Origin of the sequence: Kitasatospora sp. NPDC056531 (assembly GCF_042794375.1) — a bacterium.
In the GTDB taxonomy this organism is placed as follows: domain Bacteria; phylum Actinomycetota; class Actinomycetes; order Streptomycetales; family Streptomycetaceae; genus Kitasatospora.
Window position 1 is genome coordinate 24,196 of sequence record NZ_JBHTTU010000055.1, and the last position, 21,097, is coordinate 45,292.

The window sequence follows — 21,097 nt, forward strand, 5'->3', positions numbered from 1 at the left end:
AGAGCACATCTCTCTCGGCCGCCGTTCACCTTGCGCGTCCGTCCGCTCGGCGTCCGCGGCCGCCGCGACCGGTCCGAACGCCGCACCGGCGCCCACCAGGGCCGCCGCCCCGATGAACCCGCGCCGACTGACCTCCCGCCCGTGCCCGTCCCTGAGAAACGACACACCCGTTCCCTTCCGGCTACCCGTGAACCCGGCCCCGACGCATCCGAACCCGGTCCGGATGCCGGGCGCACTCGACATGTGCATTATCATTCGGGCCCGACCGTGAGAACGTCTCTTTCGAGGTTTGGGGGTATCAACCCTCCGCCGCCAGCGGGGATTTCACCGCAGGGCCACCCGCAGCCCGGTGTGTCGACCCGTCGGCTCACCGCCGACCCTGCGTGGACGGGGCGAGCTGCGGTGCCGGAGCCTGCGCCGCGGAGAGCAGCCGATGGCCGAGCAGCGTGCAGCTGTGCCGCACCGCCCGGCCGGCCCGCGCCGTGCTGACCAGCCCGGCCCGCCGCAGTGCCCGGGCGTGCTCGGAGGCGCTGGCCACCGAGATGCCCAGTTCCCGGGCGAGCTGGCTGGTGGTCGGCTCGCGCAGTGTCAGCCGCAGGACCGCGGACCGGGTCCGGCCGAGCAGGGCTGCCACCGGCTCGTCCGGGTCCGCTCCCGGTGCGGGCGCCTCCTCGACGAGGTAGGGAAGCGGGGTGAGCGCCGGGTACACCAGCAGCAGCGATCCGTCCGGCAGCGGGCCGCACAGCGGCTCGCCGGTCCACTGCGCGGACGGCAGCAGCAGAACGCCACCGCCCTCCAGGCGGTACTCCCGCTGCTTGGCGACCGCGATCTCCAGCGTGCTGCCGCGCCATCGGCTGCCCGGATGGAGGCCGGCCAGCATGCCGCGCAGCCCCTGCTCGCGCTGCACCTGCCCGCGCCAGGCGACGTCGGTGTCGAAGCCGGCGCGCAGCCGCGGCCAGACCGTTTCGATCAGCGCGGCGTGGGCGGCGCGCAGGCTGCCCTCCAGGTACTGCCAGGCCTGCCGGTCCTCGCTCGCCAGGCCCCGCATCAGTGGGGTGACGGGCAGCCCGTTGCGGCAGACGCGATCGAGCTCCCTGCGCACCAGCGTGTTGGTGGAGGAGCGCACCGACTCCAGCCCCTGCGCCAGGTCGATGCTGAGCGGATCGAGGAAGAACGGCCCCGCGCCGCTCGCCGGGACCAGCTCGCTCAGCGGCGCGACGGACCGCGCGGCCGTGGCACCGAGCAAGCGGTGCCGGCGGGCGAACGCCGGGCCCACATCGCGCCGTTGCAGCATGGCGACGGCCAGTTCGAGTTCCATCAGCGGCGCCGGCCCGTCCGCGAACCGGGTGCCGAGCAGGTCCTCGGCCGTGAAGTGGATCCGCAGTACCATGCCCCGCCCCCCACGCGCGCGCCCGGGCTTTCGGCTCAGGCCGAAAGCATCGCGCCGGTGCCGCCGCAGTCCGACGATACCCAGTGCACGGCCGCGGCGGCAGTGGGCTGCCGAGCGGTTGTTCGGTCCCGACCCGGCTCCCAGGAGGCTTCCATGCGCATGCCCGCGTACCTCACCCGACCGGCCGCCCTCGCCGCGGCTGTGGCGGCGGCCGTCCTCCTGCCGGTCGCCCCGGCCGCGCAGGCCGCGCAGGCCGCGCAGGCCGCGCAGGCCGTGCAGACCGGCGACGGCGGCGGCTGGCAGCCGTACCACGGCCAGGACACCGACGCGCCCGCCGGGACGGTCTGCCCGTTCCACCTGTACATCACCGACCTGCTCGACCAGGAGGAGACCAAGACCGTCACCCGCTACCCCGACGGCTCACCCGAGAGGGTGCTCTGGCGCGGTCCGCTGATCCTGCGCTACACCAACGTGGACACCGGCGCCCACGTCGACCGCGACCAGAGCGGCCGGGCCACCGAGTACCGCGGGCCGGACGGCAGCACGCTGTGGGACGTCCCGAGGTCCTCGCACATCTCCGCCCGGGTCCACCCCGGCAACCCGTACCTCGCGGCCGGCGCCTACCTGTTCAGCGGCGGCGCGGTACTGCTGGTGCACCCGGACCACCAGGTCGAGGTGCTGGTCCAGCACCGGGTGGAGAACCTCTGCGAGACCCTCGCCTGACCGGCCACCGGGGTCCGCCCGCGCCGGGGGTGCGGGCGGGTCCGGTGGTCGGACGGTGGACTTCATCGGGATGTCATCGGCCGCTGCCACTGTCGTCCGGTGACCTCGGCCGAGCGCGTACCGCGTCGGAGTGCGGACGCGTAGGCCGACTGCGTGGGAAGGATCGCAATGCGAGTACGAAGGATCGCGGCCGCGTCGGCCGGACTCCTGCTGACGGTCGGACTGACGGTGGCACAGGGGGCCACGGCACAGGGGGCCACCGCACGAGTGGCCGCCCCGTGCGAGGGCACCTACACGATCGTCGTCGGGGGCACCGGGAGCTCCTGGAACAACGACGGGTTCTCCGGCAACATCCAGCAGCACGTCGGGTACCCCACCCAGATCCCCAACGGCGCGAGCGCGCGGGCGGGCGTCAACGAGCTGAACCGCCTGGTCCGCGACCAGCGCGCCGCCTGCCCGGACCAGCACGTCAAGATGGCCGGGTACTCCCTGGGAGCCGGGGTGGTGCACACCTGGGTCACCGAGAACTGGCAGACCTTCGGCAACGTCAACGCCATCCTCATCGCGGACCCCAAGCGCCAGGGTCCTCCCGGGGCCAACGGCGGAGCCGTGCCGTTCGGCGGCATCATCGGCGCTCCGCTCGCCGGCGCGGACAAGTTCTTCGGCAACGTGCCCGTCAAGACGATCTGCCACTGGGACTACGTCTGCGACGAGTCCGCCGGCATCTGGACCTACCCGAACAACCACGTCAAGAACTACCCCGAAGACTTCAACATGGACCACCACAACGACAGCGCCAACGAGCAGTGGTATAACGGCGCCTGGTACCCGGCGAGCTGGTAGTCGCGGAGCACTCGTCGGCCGGGTCCGGAGCCGACTCCCTCACCACCTGTCAGTGCCCGGGGTACGTCCGGGCACCGACAGGTGGTGATCTGCTGTGCGGCTGCTGTGCGGCCCGGGGCGGTCGCGGGGGTGCCGCCCCGTCATCGGGATGTCATCGACCCTCCCTAGCGTGACCGCGCACGGACAAAAACCCTCGGACTGCTGGAAAGGACGGCCCGATGGCGCGGAGGGGACTCAAAGCGAGGCTGCCGGTGGCGGTCATGGCCGCGGCGGCGTTGATCGGCACGACGGCGGCCACCGGAACACCGGCCGGCGGACCGGCGGCCGCCGTGGCAGTACCGGACAAACCGACGATCCGCTACACCGAATACGGGATCCCGCACATCACCGCCCCCACCCTGGAGGGGCTGGGGGAGGGCTACGGATACGCCGCGGCCAAGGACAACATCTGCACCCTGGCCGACACCTACCTGATGGTCAACGCCCAGCGGTCCCGCTACCTGGGCCCGGGCGGCAAGGCGAGCCCCGGCCAGAACCAGAACAGCACCACCAACCTCAACAGCGACCTGTACTTCCAGCGGATCAACGACAACAGGGTGGTGGAGGGACTGATCGACCAGCCCGCGCCCAAGGGGCCGGAGCCGGAGGTCAAGGAGGCCATCCGCGGCTACGTCCAGGGCTACAACCGGTACCTGGCCGAGACCGGCGTCAACAACATCTCCGACCCGGCCTGCCGCGGCGCGGCCTGGGTGCGGCCGATCACCGAACTGGACGTCTACCGGCACGCGCACGCCGAGATCATCATGGGCGCCGCCGATCCGCTGCTGGACGGTGAGGTGAACGCCGCGCCCCCGGGGGCATCAGTTGCCGCCCAGCCGGCCGCCGCGGTGCCGCAGCTCTCTCCCGAGGAGACCGGCAACCGGATCCGCGAGGCGATGGCCGCCGCCCGGCAACAGGGCAGCATGGGCAGCAACGCCCTGGCGGTCGGCTCCCAGGGGGTGTCCGGGGGCACCGGCATGCTGCTGGCCAACCCGCACTTCCCCTGGCAGGGCAAGAACCGGATGTGGCAGGCCCAACTGACCATCCCGGGGCGCTTCAACGTCTCCGGGGCCAGCCTGCTCGGCCTTCCCGCCGTGAACATCGGGCACAACGACGACGTCGCCTGGAGCCACACCGTCGCCACGGTGGCCCCGTTCGGACTGTTCGACGTGCAGGTGGACCCGTTGCACCCGACCAACTACCTGGTGGACGGCGCCTGGCAGCCGATGACCTCTCAGCAGGTCGGTGTGGACGTGCTGAACCCGGACGGCTCCGTCGGCAGGGTCACCAGGACGCTGTGGTCCACCCGCTACGGCCCGATCACCACGTCGATGCAGGGCGTCCCACTGCCCTGGGTGGTGAGCGCGCACGCGGTACGCGACGTGAACATGGACAACCTGCGGGCGTTGAACACCTGGTTCCACCTCGACCAGGCCAAGGACGTCAACGAGGTGGTGAACACCCTGGAGACCACCGAGGGCGTGCCCTTCTTCAACACCGTCGCCTCCGACCGCAAGGGCAACGCGCTGTACGCGGACATCCAGGCCACCCCGAACATCACCGACGCCCACGCGCAGTCCTGCCTCACCCTGACCGGCCAGGTGCTGTTCAACCAGCAGCTGCGGCTGCCCAACGTGCCGCCGATCTCCATCTTCGACGGCAAGCGCAGCGAGTGCGACTGGCCGAACGACCCGAACGCGGTCGCGCCGGGACTGCTGGACCCGCACAAACAGCCGCGCCTGATCCGCTCCGACTTCGTGGGCAACGCCAACGACAGCGCCTGGCTGGCCAACCCCGAGCAGCCACTGTCCTTCCCCCGGGTGATGGGCGACAGCGCGGCGCCCCGCTCGCTGCGCACCCAGGAGCTGATCCTGACCGCGCAGAACCGGATCAACGGCACCGACGGCCTGCCGGGCCGGGGCTTCACACCGGAGAACATGCAGCAGCTGCTGTTCGCCGACAACAGCAGGGCGGCCGACCTGGCCCTCAACGCCACGGTGAGCGCCTGCCAGGGCGCGCCGTTCGGGCTCGTCCTGGTGGACGGCAACCTGGTCAACATCAGTGAGGCGTGTCCGATCCTGGCCGCCTGGAACCACAAGTACACCTCGGACAGCCGGGGTTCCTGGCTGTTCGAGAACTTCTGGTTCAACCTGACCGGCGGGCAGGCGATCGAGAAGCTGCCGTGGCGGGTCCCCTTCGACCCCAAGGACCCGGTGCACACGCCCAACTCGCTGGACGCCGGGAACGACAACGTCCGCAACTCGCTCGCCCGGGCCGTCCTCGCGCTGCGCAACGCGGGCATCCCGCTGAACGCGCGGCTGTCGGACGTCCAGAAGGTCACCCGCAACGGCGAGCAGATCCCGATCCACGGCTCGCTCCACGACCTGGGCGTGCTGAACGTGGTCACGCCCGGCCTGGTCGACGGCAAGTTCGACATCACCTTCGGCTCCAGCTTCATCCAGGAGACGCGGTTCACCGCCGACGGCCCGCCGCAGACCTCCTCGGTGCTGGCCTACTCCCAGTCCGCCAACCCCAACTCGCCGCACTACGCCGACCAGACCAAGTTGTTCTCGGCCGGCCAGTGGGTGACGGAACGTTACACCGAGGACCAGATCGCCGCCTCACCGGTCCTGGAGGTCAAGGTCCTTGACTGAGGCCGCGCCGCACACGACGACGCTCACGAGGGGGAACACCATGAAGAGGACATCGCGCCGCTGGCGAACGGTGGTTGCCCTGCTGGCCGCCGTCGTCGGGATCGTGGCGACGGCCACGACGGCCGGTCCGGCCCAGGCCGCCGGCACCGGGGCGCCGCCGAGGATGGCGGACGGCTTCGGCCTGACCCAGGTCGACCCGGCCGTGGGCGGAGCCACCAACTTCTACCTCACCGTGACCACACCCGAGGTCACCGGCAAGCACCACATCAAGATCATCCTGCCGAGCGGCTACTACGACGACCCCACCAGGCGCTACCCGGTGCTGTACTTCCTGCACGGCTCGCCCGACGACCCCGTCCAGCAGAACTACCCGGCGCTGACCGCCTCCAACGCGATGATCACCGTCATCCCGGACGGCGGCGCCCGGGGCTGGTACGCCAACTGGCTCAACCAGAACACCCAGCTCGGCGCCCAGAACTGGGAGAACTTCCACCTCAAGCAGGTGATCCCGTTCATCGACGCGAACCTGCGCACCATCGCCACCAAGAAGGCCAGGGCCGTCGCGGGCGTCTCCATGGGCGGGTTCGGGGCCCTCCATTACGCCCAGGACCGCCCTGACCTGTTCAGCCAGACCGCGTCCCTGTCCGGAGACATCGACCTGTCGGCCGACTCCATGGACCTGCGACTGGCCGTCGTCGCCTCCCTCATCGACGGCCAGGGCGTGATCTGCGGCTCGGCGTCCGGATTCTGCGACCCCGCGAACGACCCCTACAAGCCGGGCGTGGACAGTGACGCCCTGTTCGGCACGCCCTACCCGGTGTTCAACGCGGACTGGCGGTGGAACGCGGCCGACCCGTCCCAGCACATGGACAAGCTCGCCGGCGTCGGGGTCTCCATCTACGTGGGCAACGGACGCGGCGTGCCCACCGATCTGGAGTTCTGGCTCGAAGGCGCGTCCAAGCACGTCAAGGACCACATGGACGCCCTGGGCATGCCCTACTACTACGTCGACTACGGCGACGGCTCCGCCTGGGGCACCCAGTGCAACGGCGGCCACAACGGCGGCTGTTGGGAACAGGACCTCCGGGACCTGATCCCCCGTCTGGAACGGGCCCTCGCCTCCTGACCGTGCGCGACCGCCAGGGCTCCACCGGGCACCGCCCCGGTGGAGCCCGCGGCGTTCGTCGGGCCGGTCAGCGCGCGGCTCCGGTGAGGCCGAGGCCGGCCTCGTCCCCGCGCAGGATCATCTGGCACGTCAGCCGCAGCATCCGACTCGGCGAAACCCCCAGGTCGTCGGCCAGCCGGCGGCGGGCACGGTCGAACACGGCCAGTGCGTCGGCCTGTCGGCCACTGCGGTACAGCGCACGCATCAGCAGCGCGGCCAGCGGCTCGTTCAGGGGGTGTTCCGCGGACAAGGCGATCAGCTCGGCGATCGCCTCGGAGCACCGGCCCAGCCCCAGCTGCCACTCCACCTTCCGCTGTGCGACGGTGATCCTGCGCTCGGCGAGCCGCAGCCGCTCCAGCTCGGCGAGCGGGCCGGGCAGGCCGGCCAGGAGCTCCCCGCGAAACAGCTCCAGCGCCTGGGAACAGAGGCGGACCGCCTCGGCCGGTTCGCCCGCCCGATGGGCCGTCCCGGCGTCGGTGACCAGGCTCTCCATGCGCGTCAGGTCCACTTCGGCCGCGCCGGAGACCAGACGGTAGCCACACCGGTCGTGCTCGATCACCGAGTCCGGGCTGTCCCCGATGCGCAGGGTCTTGCGCAGCCGGTAGATGTGGACGGGCACCACGTTCGTTACCGGCGGCTCCGACCCCCACACCCCGTCGAGCAGTTCCGGCTGGCTGACGGTCCGTCCCGCGCGCAGCGCCAGCGCTGCCAGTACGGCCTGCTGGCGCAGGTGCCCCAGGTCCAACGGCCGCCCGTCCTGCCATGCCCGCAGCGGTCCGAGCACGGAGATCCGCACCTTCGGTGTGGCCGCTCGGCCGGCGGCGCTGCGCGGCACCGGGCTCACCACCTGCGTGCGGGGGCCGCAGCCGGGGGCGACCAGTCCGCAGTCGAAGGCGTGGACGATCGCGGCGGCCCGGTCGCGCAGCCCGAGTTTCACGAGGATCCGCGCGAGGTGTCCGGCCACGGCGTCCTCGGGGACGGCGAGGGCGGCGGCGATCTCGTCGTCTCTCAGGCCGCAGCCGACCGCGTGGAGCACCTCGCGCTCGTGCTGCCCGAGCGCGGCGGCGCTCGGCCGGCTGGTGGTGGCGGTCGTCGGCATCGCTGCTCCCTGGACTCTGGGCCGGCCGGTCTGGCGGAGGCCGTCGACACGGTAGTAAGGGGAGCGTCGGGCGAGGAATCCGGAACGATCCGGAGGAGCGCGCGCGACGGTTCGCGCCGGACCGGCGCACGCGGGTGATCACCACCCGGTTGAGCTGCGCAGGTCCCCGTGGTGGTCAGGGGCAGCGGGCGAGGCCGGGGCGGTCCTTGGTGCGGACGGCGGGGAGCCAGGCGGTGGTGGGGCCGGGCAGGTGGACGCGGTACCAGATGGTCGAGCTGACGTCCTCCTCGTTGATGATGGGCAGGCCGGTGGGGAGTTGGCAGTCGGCGTCCAGGGTGTCGTCGTTCCAGACGCGGGTGGGGATGACGTTCCCGGCGGTGTAGGGGCGCTGGGGGTCGACGGCGAGGCCGAGGCTGCACTCGGGGTCGCGGTCGGTGCGGTCCTGGCAGTCGCGTTCGGCGTTGAAGACCCTGATGCGGGCGGAGTGCGCGGGCGGGTCGGGGTGTGGCCAGAGCGCGGCGGCGGTGGCGGCGGCCGTGGCACAGGTGGCGAGGGCGAGCAGCGCGGTGCGCGGTCGTGGGCGGCGGGGGCGGCGGGGCCGGCGCCCGGACTGGTGGGCGCCGATGCGGGCGAGCAGGCTCTCGGCGGTGTGCGGGGCGCGGGCGGCGTGGGTGGGGGCGAGGCAGTCGGCGGCGAGCGCGCGCCAGAACGGGGGGACGGCTGGGGCCAGGCGCAGCGCGGCGCGACCTTCCGCGTACTGCTGGGCGGCGGCGCTGCGGGCGGTGGGGGTGGCGCCGGGGAAGGGCGGGACGCCGGCGGCGAACACCTCGTGGATCACCACGCCGAGCGCCCAGATGTCGGCGGTGGTGCGGATCTTGACGCCGTGTTCGCCGAGCGGCGCCTTCCAGCGCTCCGGCGGGAGGTAGTCGGGGGTGCCCATGGGGGCGGAGTGGCCGTGGGTGCCGGTGAGTTCGATGGCGAGGCCGAAGTCGGAGAGTCGGACCTCGCCGTCCCGGCCGATGAGGACGTTCTCGGGTTTCAGATCGGTGTGGACCCAGCCGGAGCGGTGCAGATGGGCCAGGCCCTCGCAGATGCCGGCGACGATCCGGCCGCCCCGGGCCTCGTCGACGCCGGTGGCGAGCAGGTCGCGCAGGGTGCACCGGGCGCGTTCCATGACCAGGACGATCGCGCCGTCGAGCGCGGGGTGGTCGGGGGCGGCCAGGACGAGGGTGTCGAGCAGGCGGACCAGCCGGGGGTGCGGGGCGGTGCGGGCCAACTCGGCTTCGCGGCGGGCGGCTTCGGCGACCTGGCGGGCCTGGCGGGGGGCGAGTCCGGCGGTCGGCAGTACCTTGAGGGCGACCGTGTCGTCCCCACTGGCCGTGTCGTCCGAACCATCCGGACCGTCCGAACTGTCCGAGCCGCCCGAGTCGCCCGTGTCCTCCGCCCGGCGGGCGGCATAGACGGTCGCCCAGCCGCCTTCACCGATGAGCCCGGTGACGGTCCACCCGCCGACCCGGTGGCCGGGCGGCAGCAGGTCGTCGCCGTCCCCGCCAAAGGCCAGGTCGTGCACCATCGAGGCCCCTCCTTACCGGCCGGGCTCGGCCGCTTCGGGGCGCGGCAGGAGCGCGAGGTGCTCCTCGCGAACGATGCCGAACTTCAGGGCGAGTCCGACGACGGCCTCGCGCTTGCCGTTGCGCCGGTCTGCGCGGCCCGCGCCGTCGGGCAGGTCGATGCGGAGCTTCTCATCGGCCAGGTAGTCGAGGTGCGAGCTGACCGCGCGGGCGGTGAGCCGGGCGCAGGCGGGGTGGGTGCGGAGCCGTGCAACCACCTGGGGGGTGGTGGGTACGGCGGCGGGGGAGTGGTCGCGCAGCCACGGTTCGCAGAGCGCGACCAGGACCAGGAAGTAGGTGGCGGTCTCGTCCAGCGAGTACGCCGTCATGGTGCGGCTCTCCCAGGAGCCGCCGCGGGCGTGCGGGTCCAGGTAGACGTGGTCGGGCGCGAACACCTGGAAGGACAGCGGGGTTTCACGCCGCGAGGGCAGCACCACCCGGGAGAACTCGAAGGGGATCGGCGCGCCGATCCGCCGCGGCGGCACCCGCAGGTACTCGCCGGCGCCCTCCGGGTTCTCCACCAGGTAGGCGTGGGTGTTGCTGAGGTTGCTCAACTGCCAGTGGTCGTCGGTCGCGTGGATCTCGCCGGCCAACCGGGAGACCGTCTCGTCGCCGAGGCGCAGCTCCACCGGCGTGCCGACGGAGCCGCGGCCGAAGCGCGCCCGCTCTCCCGGACCGAGCCGCAAGGTCACCGCGTCGTCGCCGTTCCCCTCCGGCAGGTGGACGAGAATGCCGCTCACCGTTCCCCCGTCCCGCGCACCGCTGTCCCGTTTCGCATGCCGACCGTTCCCCCTGACGGACGAACGTTACCTCTTTGGGCATGACAATAAACCGTACGGTGGTGCACGCCACGTGACGGGGGAACGGGGGAGCGGGCGGACGGGCTCTCAGGGCATCGGCACCCCCGAGGGCAGTGGCGCCACCGGGCGGTCGCCGAAGGCGGCCCACGGCCGCCAGCCGCCGCCGGGCCGCTCCTGAACGCGGGTGCGCAGCCGGCCGTCCTCGGCCACCGCGAAGACGTGCAGCCGTCCGGTGGGGTCGGCCGCGGCCGACGGCGGCGCGGCGAGCGCCGGACCCGGTTCGCCGAAGTCCTCGCCGAGCACGCCGTCCGGCGCCCAGGCCCCGGCGGGCGCCGACTGCCAGCGGTGGGCGAGCCGGTCGCCGCCGGGGGCGAGGGCGAGCGCCTCCAGCCGGCCGTCCGCGCCGGGGATCGGCAGCGGCGCGGCCGTGGACCAGCCCAGCAGCGGCTGCCAGCTGTCCCAGCCTCCGCTGGGCACCGACTGACGGCGCTGGAAGGCCGCCGTGCCGGACGGGGCGATCGCGGTGACGTACAGCCGTCCGGTGCCGTCGCGGGCCACCCGCGGTGCGGCACCGGCGGGGGTGCCGAAGCGCTCCCAGGCGGACCAGGCGCCGCCGGGCGAGGTCTGCCAGCGGTGCAGCAGCGCCGCGCCGCCGGGGGCGAGCACGAACACCTCCAGTCGGCCGTCGGCATTGGCGGCGACGACCGGCGGCGCGCCCACCGGGCCGCTGAAGCCCGCGTCCCAGGCGTCCCAGGCGAGCGAACCGGGCGACCACTGGCGGCGGCGGGCGATCAGGGTGCCGCCCGGGCTGAGCGCGAAGACCTCCAGCCGGCCGTCGGCGTCGCGGGCGACGGCGGGGGCGGCGCCGGCCGGGCCCCCGAACACCTCCCAGTCCGACCAGGTGCCGTCCGTCCGCTGGCACCGGTGGTGCAGGTTGGCACCGCCGGGGGCGAGCGAGAACACCTCCAGTCGGCCGTCGGTGTCGCGGCCCAGCACGGGCACCGCGCCGGCCGGGCCGCCGAACAGCTCCCAGTCCGACCAGCTGTCAGTGTCCGGGTCGAGCTGGACCCGGCGCAGCATCGACCGGTCGGCCGCGTCGAGGGCGAACACGTTCAGTCGGCCGCGCACGTCCAGGGCGGCGACCGGGTTGTCCGGGCTCTGCCAGGGCGGCGGGGCGGACTGCCAGCTCAGCGGGGCCAGGTACAGGCCGTGCCGGAACCAGCCGGCGGCGCTCGCCCACCACTGCTGCCCGTCGGTGACCACTTCCACCGCGTGGCCCGGCACATGGCCGGCGTAGCCGTCGAGGGTGAAACGGAACGGGTCCTGGGAGGCGAGGACGTCGGTGCCCTCGTAGCCGTTCCGCGGTCCGATGAACAGGTAGTACCAGCCGTCCCGGGCCACCACGAAGGGCGACTCGGTGACCGAGACGCCGTCCGCGGCGGTGGCCGCGTCGGCGAAGGCGATGCCGGGATCGCCCCAGGTCAGCAGGTCGGTGGAGCGCCGGTAGCAGACCTGGTGCCGGCCGTCGGTGGTGGACAGCTCGGTGTAGTACATCACCCACTCGGCGCCGATCCGCAGCACCATCGGGTCGCGGGCGGCGTTCCCGCGGAACAGCGGCCCGGACGGCAGCCTGGTCCAGGTGAACAGGTCGGTGGAGGTGGCGGCGTTGATCGCCGCCCCGGCGCGCCCGCCCGCCGCGTAGAACATCCAGTGCACGCCGTCCGACTCGACGACGTGCGGGGCCCACAGGTGCTCCTCCCCGAAGTAGGAGGTGTCGACGGTCAGCGCGTCCGGGTGACCGGTCCACGGCCCGGACGGGTCGGGCGCCGAGGCGTGCGCGAGCGAGACCTCGGCCGAACTGTCGGGGGCCTGCCCGGGCGGCGCACTGTCGCCGATGATGCTGAACAGGTGCCAGCGCCCGCCGGCCTGGATCAACGTGTGGTCGTTGAGGTAGCGGCGGTGTGTGGTGGAGGGGTCGTAGACCTGGCCGAACGGGCCGGCGGCGCTCACCCACAGGTGGGGGGCGCTGGCACCGGTGGTGGCGGCGGACGCCACGCTGGCGGTACGGCCTGCGAGCGGGAGCACGAGTGCTCCCGCTCCGGCCGCCCGCAGCAGGTCACGCCTGCTGATCGGGTACATGGCTGTGCTCCAGGGGACTTGCCGGCGAGGTTTGCTGACGTCTAGTCAGCTGGTTCGGTTTGGTCAGCTGACGGCGGGTCCGGCGGTGGTGTTGAGCCAGGCCCAGTCGGACCAGGTGGAGAAGCCGGTCTGCCACTTGTGGTAGACGCCGGCGCTGCTGGTGCCGAACACCTCGATCCGGCCGTCGGCGTTGGCCGTGGCGACGATCTCGGTGCCGGCGCCGCCGAAGGTGTCCCACTGGCTGTACGGCGCGTTCAGATTGCTCTGCCAACTGTGCTGCGCGGTGCTGCCGTTGATGGCGAACACCTCGACGCGGCCGTCCGCGGTCGGCTGGCTGGTGAGCTGGGAGTCGGCGGGTCCGCCGGTGGCCTCCCAGTCGGACCAACTGGTGGGGTTGGTCTGGTACTTGTGGTAGATGCCGGCGGGGCCGGAGGCGAAGACTTCGAGGCGGCCGTCCTGGTTGTGGTCGACGGTGAGGTCGTGGCCGCCGCCGCCGAAGGTCTCCCAGGTGGACCAGGCGCCGTTGACGGCGGTCTGCCACTGGTGTTGGAAGGTGGTGCCGTTGAGGGCGAAGACTTCGAGTCGGCCGTCGGGGGCTTTGCCGAGTCCGATCTCGCTGTTGGCGGGGCCGCCGCCGGCGGTTTCCCAGTTGGACCAGCCGCTGTTGGGTGCGGTCTGGTACTTGTGGAAGATGCCGACCGGGCCGGAGGCGAAGAGTTCGAGGCGGCCGTCCTGGTTGGCGCCGACGGCGATGTTGTGGCCGCCGCCGCCGAAGGTCTCCCAGTTGGACCAGGCGCCGGAGGGCTGGAGCTGGTAGCGGTGTTGGAGGGTGTTGCCGTTGATGGCGAACATCTCCAGGCGGCCGTCGGGGTCGGGGCCGATGGCCAGTTGCGCACCGCCCGGGCCGCCCAGGGACTCCCAGTCGGACCAGGCTCCGCTCACGGCCGTCTGCCAGGCGTGCGAGATACCGTTCGCGCCGGCCGCGAACACCTCCAGACGACCGTCCGCCGAACGCGCGGACACCACCCGACCGGACTGCGCCGGGTACACCGGCGGGGCGGGACGGGGGCCGGTCCCCGGCGTGCAGGGCATGGTGATGCCGCGGTCCGCCAGGTAGGGGATCGGGTCGGTGCGTACGGTCGCGTTCGAGTCGGCCCAGACCCGCAGGTGCAGGTGCGGGCCGCTGGAGGTGCCCTCGCTGCCCATCAGCGCGATCTGTTGACCGGCCGTCACGTGGTCGCCGGTGGCCACGTCCCGCTCGCGCATGTGCCCGTACTCGGTGATGGTCCCGTCGGAGTGCAGGATGCGGATCCACTGGCCGTAGCCCTGCGCCGGGCCGGAGGCCAGCACCTGGCCGTCGCCGACCGCGTAGATCGGGGTGCCGTAGTCGTTGGCGATGTCGATGCCGTTGTGCTCCGGGGTGTAGCCCTGGGAGATGTAGCCGGCGGCCGGGCAGGACGCCGCGAACCCGGCGGCCGCGGCGGGGGCGGTGGCGGCGGCCGGGGCGGTCGGCACGGTGACCGGCAGCAGCAGGGCGACCGCGGCCAGGGCCAGGCGGGAGGCGCGGCGGGAGAAGGAGGGGAACACCGGAGCGCTCCTCACGCCTTGCGCAGGCGGTCGATGATGCCGTCGAGGTCGAGCCGCATCATGTCGGGCCGGATGATGTGGCCGCCGTCCACCTCGTGCGAGTCGTGCGGGATGCCGGCCTGGTCGAGCAGGGCGCGGAACTCGTGCTGCCCGGCGAGGACTTGGGGCTCGTTGACGCTGCTGAACCAGTCGACCGGGCTGGGGCTGGTGCCGGCGACCAGGAAGACCCGCTTGTTGCGGTAGCTCTCGATCCGCTCCACCGGGTTGTCGGCGCTCACCCGCGCCTGGTCCCAGAACGGCGCGCCGTAGATCGTGCCACCCGCCAGGTCCAGCGCGGCTGAGGAGGCGTTGGCCCAGTGCGCCACCAGGCCGCCGTCCCGGCGCAGGCTGGCCGGGCCGGAGTGGGCGCTGACCGAGGCGAAGTGGCCGTAGTACTTGGCGGCGTACTTCAGCGCGCCGAAACCGCCCATCGAGAAGCCGGACACCGCGCGGCCGTCGTACTCCGCGAACGTACGGAAGTTGGCCTCGACCCACGGCAGCAGCTGGTTGATGTGGAACTCCTCCCAGTTGCGCGGGCCCACGTTGGAGCTGACCGGGTTGGAGTACCAGCCGGCGTGGCCGCCGTCCGGCATCACCACGATGATCGGCTTGCCGATGGTCCAGTCGCGGACGCCCATCCGGTCGAAGGTGATGAAGTCCTGGTCGGTGCCGCCGCCGTGGAACAGGTACAGCACCGGGTAGGTGCGGCCGCTCGTCTGGTAGTCGTCCGGCAGCAGCACGTTCACGGCGGGGTTCCAGCCGATCGCGGAGGTCTGGAAGCGGTAGTACCACATCCGCGGGTCGCTCTCGTTGCGGTCCAGGATGGTCAGGCCGAAGCCGTTGTCGGCGGCCGCCGCGGGCTTCGCCGACGCCAACGAGCCCGCGGTGCCCAGCGCCAGCGCGGCGCCGAGCCCGCCGGCGGACTTGAGGATGCTCCTGCGGGTGGGGTGGTGCGCGGTCAACGTGACCTCCTGTGGGCGCGTGGCGGCGGCCGTCCGGACCGCCGGGTGTCGAGCGGTTGGGACGGTAGCCACGCACCGCGCGGCGCGGAACCCGGAACCATACGGACTGACAGGAGCGGACCGGTCGCCCAGACTGTTCTTTTTCGGGGCGCGGTGGCCCTCCTGGCCTCCGGGCCCGGCATGACTTCGTACGACAACTGCCCGAAACCGCTCCCGACAAGGGAAACTGCCCGCCAGCACCGCTGACGGGCAGTCACGAAATCTCCGGCCTCGGGGAAGGCCCCGCGCCGTGTTCCCTGTCCTACCCCTTCTTCCTCTCGTCGGCCTTCTCATCTTCCCAACCATGTTTCCGACCGCTGACCACTCGATACGGTCGCATCATCTCGTTGTCCTCGTGACCGAGGACGTGGCAGTGCCAGACGTACTGGCCGACCGTCGGATCGAACGGGAACAGGTTGAGCCCGGGCCTGGAGCGGTGGACGGGCACGCTGGTCGGAGCGAAACGCACGATGACCGTGGTCACCTGATGGGGGAACGACTTGACCGTGTCCTTCCACCCTGATTCACCCGGGTCCGGCGGCATCGGATCCCCCGTGAGGAACGGGCTGACCGCCGGGTTCCCTCCGACCGCCCCGTCGGCGTTCGGCTTCCGGTACGACAGTGGCGGACCGTAGCCCGGGCAGAAGTCGACGTCGGAGGGCTTGCAGGCACTCGGGAAGGACCCGTCCCAGGCCTTCATGTACTTCTCGTAGTCGATGTTCTGGCGGCTGACGATCTGGAACTGCACCAGGTGCGTGTGGATCGGGTGGTAGGCGGTCGGCACGTCCTCGGCGTTGATGAACTGCCACAGCTCGGTCGATCCCACCTGGGGCAGCTCACTGATGCCGTCCTTCGGGAACTCCCGCTCGATGCTGGGGGACTCGCGCCCGTCGTAGAGGGTGTTGTTGAGGTACTCCTCGATGTTCCCGCCTCTTGGCTGCGTGCTCGCGGTGCTGAGCTCGTTGAGCACGAACTGCCTGACCTTGTCGACCTTGACGCGCGGCCTGCCGTCCGGGCCGGTCAGGTGGACCATGGGTACCGGGCGGGCGCAGACGCACTCCTCCGGGACGGAGCGAGCGGGATCGCAGCTCTCGTCGCGGCCCGTCAGGGGCTTGGTCACCTGGATCTGCATGATGTGCGGCAGGGGCGTGTCGAGCGTTCCCGTGTTGGTCACGGTGATCGTTTTTCCGGCCAGTTTCGTGAAGTCCACGATGACGTCGGCGCGCTCGCCGGGCATGAAGTCCAGGTCGCTGCACTCGGTCGTGGATTCGCCTCCCGCGCACGCCGTGCCGTTGACCGGCACGGGATGGTCCAGGTAGGCGTCGTCGGCGCCGATCTGGTACACGGGAGCGCCCCCGAAGTGCAGGGCGAAGCGCCGCCCGTTGGCGCCGTTGAGGAGGCGGAAGCGGTAGCGCCTCGGCTCCACCTGGAGGTACGGCCAGGCTGCTCCGTTCACGGTCGCGACGTCTCCGAACTCACGTACGCCCCAGAAGGGGTGGTAGTCCGGATTGGACGGCGGGATGACGAGCAGTTGACCGTTGGTGTCGAAGACACGGTCCTGCAGAGCCATCTCGATCTCGTAGGGACCGCTCGGGAGGCCCTTGGGCTCCTCTTTCGGGTCCTTGAGGAAGTAGAAGCCCGCCAGTCCGCCGTAGACGTTGTTGCGGGTCGCCCCGAGGACGTGGTCGTGGAACCACAGCGTCCCGGGTTCCTGGGAGTTCTGATAGGTGTAGACGGCCTCGCCCGGAGCGGGTTTGTCGTCCGAACAGTACTGCGACCCCCTCAAGCCGTTCGGCGTGAACCACGTGTCCGGACCACCGTCGTAGCAGGCACTGATCTCGGCGCCGTGCAGGTGCACGGTGGCGGGCTGCGGCCCGGTGTAGGCCTGGCACACCGGATTGTCCGCATTCTGCGGCTCGCTGCAGTTCATGGGCATTCCGGCGCCCGGTGTCTTCAAGGGATTGGCCCAGTGAACGGTCTGATCGACCTTCATCAGGCCCTGTACCAGCCCGGGACCGTACGGATTTGACGGGTTGAAACTCGGCAGCCGGTTCTCGTAGGTGACCCGCGTCGGCGTGTGCCTCTCGGTTTCGATCGTCACCGCCGGCCAGTGCGCGGGACCCAGGACCTGCTTGCTGGTCGTGTCCGAGGTCTCATAAGCCCACACCCGGGTCTTTCCGAACGTCACCCCCAGGCCACAGGTGTCCTGCCGGCCCTGCGGAAGCACCTCCTGATCGGTCTCCGTCATGGCGACGGTGAGATCCCTGTGGGTCGCCGCATCGACCCGCGGCGTCGACCCCGCCGGGCCGAAGACCGGCAGCGGGGTTGCGAACTGGGGGATGCATTCCCCCGGCAGGGGCGTCTGCGGGACCAGGGCACCGCCCACGCGCGGTGCCCCCAACGCCGGGGCGACCACCGCGATACTCGACAACACCGCCAGCAACCCGACCGCCGCGGTACGCGCCCGCCTCCTTGCCCCGCCACCCAGTCGCGGAACCGACATCCTCTGCGTCACCACACCTCCCGAACACTGTCGCAAACCGCCTCATGGAGTAAACGGACCAGGCCAACTTGGCCTGCCGGCACGTCGGCCTCGGCCTTCGACACCTCGATGTCACCCGCTCGGGCGCCCAGTTGTCCGGAAGGCCCCGAAGGTGCGCTCGGCGCGTCGGCATTCCGGTGCCGGGCGTGCCCGTGGTTGCCACCACCGCCGACTTCCTGTGAGGCATCGGCTTCCGGCCCGCCCGCTACCATGTCCGTCCTGATCGGGCCGGCCACATCGCATCAGGCCCTCCGCGGACGGCGGGGCCAGGATCCCGTGTCTCTGTCAGCGTTCTGGCCGATGAGGCGGTGCTCGTTGTCGCCGTGTTCGCCGTGTTCGCCGTGTTCGCCGTGCTGGATGGTGGTGGGGTCGGTGGCGGTGTGGATGGTGGTGTCGCCGCCGCCACCACCGCCCCTGCCGCCGATACAGAGCTCGGGAGAAAGATTCGGTGAGCCGCGGCCCCCGTCACCGCCGAAGCCTGTCGTGGCACCGGAGAAGCTGCTTCCCGTCCCGCCGGTTCCGGCGACGCAGCGCCGGTCAAGTCGGGTGAGGTCGCCGCCCGCACCTCCCGTGCCGGGGGACTGGGCGGGGGTACTGCCGCCCTTTCCACCTCCCCCCGGGTTGGTGAGGAAGATGGAGAAGGTGTGGCCTTGGTCGCCTTCGCCTGCGTTCAGTCCCCCGTCTCCGCCGCGTCCCCCGGAGGCGAGTCCCGAGCCGTCGCCGGCACCGCCGCCACCGCCCGCGACGGCCAGCATCGCGCCGTTCGCGCTGACGCTGGATGCCCCACCTCCACCCCCGCCACTGTGCTCACGGCCGGGCACGCTGGGTCCGCCCGAGCCGCCGCCGTTGTACCCGCCTGCGGCGAAACTGCCGCAGCCGTGGCCGCCGGTGCCCCCGACGTTGACGGTGTAGGTGGTCGCTGCGGTGGTGACCAGCGTGGTGACCACCCGCCCCCCGGTTCCCCCGGGCTGACCGTAGAAGATCGAGCAGATATGCGGGTCGCCGCCGCCGGCGCCGTCCGCGGTGATCTTCACCAGTGCCCCGGCCGGGACGTTGTAAGTCTCTTGGTGGCCGGTGAAGTCGAAGGTGTGGCTCACCGCTGCCCGCACACCACCAACGCGGGGGGCGGCCGCCGGCGCGGCGGTGGCCGGCAGTGCCCCCGCACCGGTCAGCAGCGCGCACACCGCCGCACCCACCCCACATGCCACGCGCCCCGATGAGGGAGCCTCAATGGACGAGCAAGGAGCCGTGATCTGCGTCTGCGCGCCGTGTCCCCGCAGGGATCAACGCTTTTGCGAGCGTCACCGGTCATCGTGGAGGCACCTCTCCTCGTAGCGGACCCGCGGCCCTCCCCTTCGGAGCGCGGGGACGACACGGCACCAGACGGCACCGTTGGCGGTCACCTGGTAGCATAAAAGCAACGATCTGTCAAATTAGGAAAATGTGGGGCAATCGCGGCGCGTTGCAACGAGGACAGCGCGGCCCCATGGCCGCAGTCAGCGGCTGGACACTCGGCGGGCCCGGGAACAGTTGAGAAAGCCGGAATGCCGCCACCCGCAGGTGACGGCCCTCCAGCGCCTTCTCGGGGCCGCAGCAGCCAAGCCCGGTCCCTTCAGGGCCGGGTCACGTTGACGAGGCCGGCGGGTACCCGCGGGTGCGCACGAGGTCGTGGATGAGGTCGGTGAAGGCGCGGGTGGCGGCGCTCCGGTAGGCGTCGGTGCGTCGCAGGAGGGTGACGGTGCGGGTGGGGAGGGCCGGGTCGAGCGGGATGCGGGCGAGCCGGGGGTGGTCGTGGGTGACGGCGTCGGGCAGGACGGTGGCGAGCGGGGTGCGCTGGACGACCTCGGTGAGGGCCTGGACGGAGTTGGCCTCGACGGCGATGCGCGGGCTGACGCGGTGGAGTGCGAAATAGTCGTCGATGTGGCCGCGGGTGGCGAAGTCGCCGCTGAGTAGCGCGAGTTGGACGTCGGTGAGGTCCCGCACCGGTAGCGGGCCGGTCTGGCCGGCGGCGGGGTGGTGGGTGCCGGTGACGAGGGTGAGGGTCTCGGTGAACAGCGCGGTGGCGGTGACGCCGGGCAGGTGGGGGCCCTGGAAGGCGATGCCGAGGTCGAACTCGTCGGTCAGCAGGCCGGCTTCGATGCGGTCCTGGCTGGTCTCCCGTACGGTCAGGGTGATGCCGGGGTGGCGGGTGTGGAGTTCGGCGGTGAGCGGGCCGACCAGGTAGGCCGTGAAGGTGGGGGTGACCGCCAAGCGCAGCTGTCCGCGCGAGAGGTCCTGCACGTCGTGGACCGCGCGTTCGGCGGCGGCGAGGTCCCGCAGCGCGCCGCGGGCGTGGTGAGCGTAGGCCTGGCCGGCGTCGGTGAGGCGCACGGTGCGTCCGGTGCGGTCCAGCAGCTGCGTGCCCAGGATCCGTTCGAGCTGCTTGATCTGTTGGGACAGCGTCGGCTGGGAGATGTGCAGCTCCTCGGCGGCGCGGGTGAAGTTGCCGTGGTCGGCCACGGTGAGCAGGTAGCGCAGATGACGCAGTTCCGGAGCCATGGAGGCCACTATAGATGGCATCAATGGATGCCATGGCTGCTAGGTCTTGGACACTATAGAAGCAGGTCATGCACAGTGGATCTCGCCAGGCCCCACCGGCCCGGCCGCCACGAAAGGGAGTGACCCCATGCGTGACTTCGCCAACGGCATCGAGCGTTTCCAGCGGGACGTCTTTCCGGCCAAGGAGGAGCTCTTCGCCCGCCTGGCCGCCCACCACACCCCGCACACACTGTTCATCGGCTGCTCCGACGCCCGGGTGGTGCCGGAGCTGATCACCGGGTCGGAGCCGGGCGAGCTGTTCGTCATCCGAACCGCCGGCAACCTGGTGCCCGCCTACACCCCCGGGGCCGACGGGGTCGCGGCGAGCATCGAGTACGCCGTCGCCGCACTGGGGGTGCGGGACATCGTCGTCTGCGGGCACTCCGGCTGCGGCGCGATGACGGCCCTCGCCGACGGCCACGACCTGAGCGGGGCCCCGGCGGTCGCCGACTGGCTGCGGCTCGCCGACGCCTCGGTGGCCCGTACCGCCACCCGCGGGGACGTGCCGGCCCTGGTGCGGCAGAACGTGCTCGCCCAACTGGCGAACCTGGCCACCCACCCGTCCGTCGCCCGCGCCCTGGCCGAGCGGAAGGTCACGTTGCGCGGCTGGGTCTTCGACATCGCCACCGGCCGCGTCGAGGACCTGACCGTCGCGGGCCGCGCCGCCGCCGACCACGCCGCCGCGTTCGCGGCCTGACCCCGACTCCCCGGACCGCCGCTGTCGGCGCGGCCCGGGGCCCTATGAACCCGTACGCTTCGCACACGATCCGCGAAGCGTCACCCCACGGAAGGAACCCTCCCATGGTGCACGCCCAGTTCGACCCCACCACCCGCCAGGCGCTCGCCGTCGCCGCCGTCGAGGCCAAAACCCGCAAGGACCTCACCTGAC

15 protein-coding genes and 1 pseudogene are annotated in these 21,097 nt (G+C 71.9%); 6 read left to right on the forward strand and 10 right to left on the reverse strand.

What is annotated here, in order from left to right; translation table 11 throughout:
* Positions 1-367: 367 nt before the first annotated feature.
* On the reverse strand, positions 368-1,390 hold the full coding sequence (locus tag ACFQ87_RS32075; RefSeq protein ID WP_380614377.1) for an ArsR/SmtB family transcription factor: 1,023 nt from the start codon (positions 1,388-1,390) through the stop codon (positions 368-370).
* Between the two features lie 153 nt (positions 1,391-1,543).
* Between ACFQ87_RS32075 and ACFQ87_RS32080 the strand changes: the two genes are divergently transcribed.
* The 4 genes from ACFQ87_RS32080 to ACFQ87_RS32095 all read left to right on the forward strand — a co-directional run bounded on the left by ACFQ87_RS32080 (position 1,544) and on the right by ACFQ87_RS32095 (position 6,775).
* Positions 1,544-2,113, forward strand: coding sequence for a hypothetical protein (locus tag ACFQ87_RS32080; RefSeq protein ID WP_380614378.1), 570 nt, complete (start codon positions 1,544-1,546; stop codon positions 2,111-2,113).
* 168 nt (positions 2,114-2,281) lie between these two features.
* Positions 2,282-2,956 (forward strand): cutinase family protein, encoded by a 675-nt coding sequence (locus ACFQ87_RS32085; RefSeq protein ID WP_380614379.1) that lies wholly within the window; start codon positions 2,282-2,284, stop codon positions 2,954-2,956.
* Between the two features lie 218 nt (positions 2,957-3,174).
* Positions 3,175-5,649, forward strand: a complete 2,475-nt coding sequence (locus tag ACFQ87_RS32090) for a penicillin acylase family protein (RefSeq protein ID WP_380614380.1) — start codon at positions 3,175-3,177, stop codon at positions 5,647-5,649.
* 40 nt (positions 5,650-5,689) lie between these two features.
* Positions 5,690-6,775: an alpha/beta hydrolase-fold protein gene (locus ACFQ87_RS32095; RefSeq protein ID WP_380614381.1), complete on the forward strand. Its 1,086-nt coding sequence runs from the start codon at positions 5,690-5,692 to the stop codon at positions 6,773-6,775.
* A 67-nt stretch (positions 6,776-6,842) separates the two neighbouring features.
* Here the strand turns inward: ACFQ87_RS32095 and ACFQ87_RS32100 are convergent, their stop codons facing one another.
* The 9 genes from ACFQ87_RS32100 to cynR all read right to left on the reverse strand — a co-directional run bounded on the left by ACFQ87_RS32100 (position 6,843) and on the right by cynR (position 20,169).
* Positions 6,843-7,913, reverse strand: coding sequence for a BTAD domain-containing putative transcriptional regulator (locus ACFQ87_RS32100; protein ID WP_380614382.1), 1,071 nt, complete (start codon positions 7,911-7,913; stop codon positions 6,843-6,845).
* A 175-nt stretch (positions 7,914-8,088) separates the two neighbouring features.
* On the reverse strand, positions 8,089-9,486 hold the full coding sequence (locus ACFQ87_RS32105) for a serine/threonine-protein kinase (RefSeq protein ID WP_380614383.1): 1,398 nt from the start codon (positions 9,484-9,486) through the stop codon (positions 8,089-8,091).
* A gap of 12 nt (positions 9,487-9,498) precedes the next feature.
* Positions 9,499-10,263: a serine/threonine protein kinase gene (locus tag ACFQ87_RS32110; protein ID WP_380614384.1), complete on the reverse strand. Its 765-nt coding sequence runs from the start codon at positions 10,261-10,263 to the stop codon at positions 9,499-9,501.
* A 147-nt stretch (positions 10,264-10,410) separates the two neighbouring features.
* Positions 10,411-12,462 carry a glycosyl hydrolase family 32 gene (locus ACFQ87_RS32115; protein WP_380614385.1) on the reverse strand — a complete coding sequence of 684 codons (2,052 nt, stop codon included), beginning with the start codon at positions 12,460-12,462 and terminating at the stop codon, positions 10,411-10,413.
* 63 nt (positions 12,463-12,525) lie between these two features.
* Entirely contained in the window at positions 12,526-14,049 is a 1,524-nt protein-coding gene (locus tag ACFQ87_RS32120; protein WP_380614386.1) for a peptidoglycan DD-metalloendopeptidase family protein, read from the reverse strand.
* Between the two features lie 11 nt (positions 14,050-14,060).
* On the reverse strand, positions 14,061-15,050 hold the full coding sequence (locus ACFQ87_RS32125) for an alpha/beta hydrolase (protein ID WP_380614387.1): 990 nt from the start codon (positions 15,048-15,050) through the stop codon (positions 14,061-14,063).
* A gap of 301 nt (positions 15,051-15,351) precedes the next feature.
* Positions 15,352-17,505: a multicopper oxidase family protein gene (locus ACFQ87_RS32130; RefSeq protein WP_380614388.1), complete on the reverse strand. Its 2,154-nt coding sequence runs from the start codon at positions 17,503-17,505 to the stop codon at positions 15,352-15,354.
* A gap of 368 nt (positions 17,506-17,873) precedes the next feature.
* A complete protein-coding gene (locus ACFQ87_RS32135) occupies positions 17,874-18,839 on the reverse strand; it encodes a hypothetical protein (protein WP_380614389.1) in 966 nt (321 codons plus the stop codon).
* Positions 18,840-19,254: 415 nt separating this feature from the next.
* The gene (cynR, locus tag ACFQ87_RS32140; RefSeq protein ID WP_380614390.1) at positions 19,255-20,169 is read right to left on the reverse strand and encodes a transcriptional regulator CynR; all 915 of its coding nucleotides are present in this window, start codon (positions 20,167-20,169) and stop codon (positions 19,255-19,257) included.
* Between the two features lie 127 nt (positions 20,170-20,296).
* Between cynR and ACFQ87_RS32145 the strand changes: the two genes are divergently transcribed.
* Positions 20,297-20,905: a carbonic anhydrase gene (locus ACFQ87_RS32145; RefSeq protein ID WP_380614391.1), complete on the forward strand. Its 609-nt coding sequence runs from the start codon at positions 20,297-20,299 to the stop codon at positions 20,903-20,905.
* Between the two features lie 104 nt (positions 20,906-21,009).
* Positions 21,010-21,093: pseudogene (locus ACFQ87_RS32150) on the forward strand (cyanate hydratase); the annotation flags it as partial.
* Between the last annotated feature and the right edge of the window lie 4 nt (positions 21,094-21,097).

Excerpts from the sequence above, each read along its gene's own strand:
- ACFQ87_RS32075 (WP_380614377.1), bottom strand. The coding sequence starts at position 1,390 with ATGGTACTGCGGATCCACTTCACGGCCGAGGACCTGCTCGGCACCCGG.
- ACFQ87_RS32115 (WP_380614385.1), bottom strand. The coding sequence starts at position 12,462 with ATGTACCCGATCAGCAGGCGTGACCTGCTGCGGGCGGCCGGAGCGGGA.
- ACFQ87_RS32090 (WP_380614380.1), top strand. The coding sequence starts at position 3,175 with ATGGCGCGGAGGGGACTCAAAGCGAGGCTGCCGGTGGCGGTCATGGCC.
- ACFQ87_RS32100 (WP_380614382.1), bottom strand. The coding sequence starts at position 7,913 with ATGCCGACGACCGCCACCACCAGCCGGCCGAGCGCCGCCGCGCTCGGG.
- cynR (WP_380614390.1), bottom strand. The coding sequence starts at position 20,169 with ATGGCTCCGGAACTGCGTCATCTGCGCTACCTGCTCACCGTGGCCGAC.
- ACFQ87_RS32085 (WP_380614379.1), top strand. The coding sequence starts at position 2,282 with ATGCGAGTACGAAGGATCGCGGCCGCGTCGGCCGGACTCCTGCTGACG.
- ACFQ87_RS32105 (WP_380614383.1), bottom strand. The coding sequence starts at position 9,486 with ATGGTGCACGACCTGGCCTTTGGCGGGGACGGCGACGACCTGCTGCCG.
- ACFQ87_RS32095 (WP_380614381.1), top strand. The coding sequence starts at position 5,690 with ATGAAGAGGACATCGCGCCGCTGGCGAACGGTGGTTGCCCTGCTGGCC.
- ACFQ87_RS32145 (WP_380614391.1), top strand. The coding sequence starts at position 20,297 with ATGCGTGACTTCGCCAACGGCATCGAGCGTTTCCAGCGGGACGTCTTT.
- ACFQ87_RS32080 (WP_380614378.1), top strand. The coding sequence starts at position 1,544 with ATGCGCATGCCCGCGTACCTCACCCGACCGGCCGCCCTCGCCGCGGCT.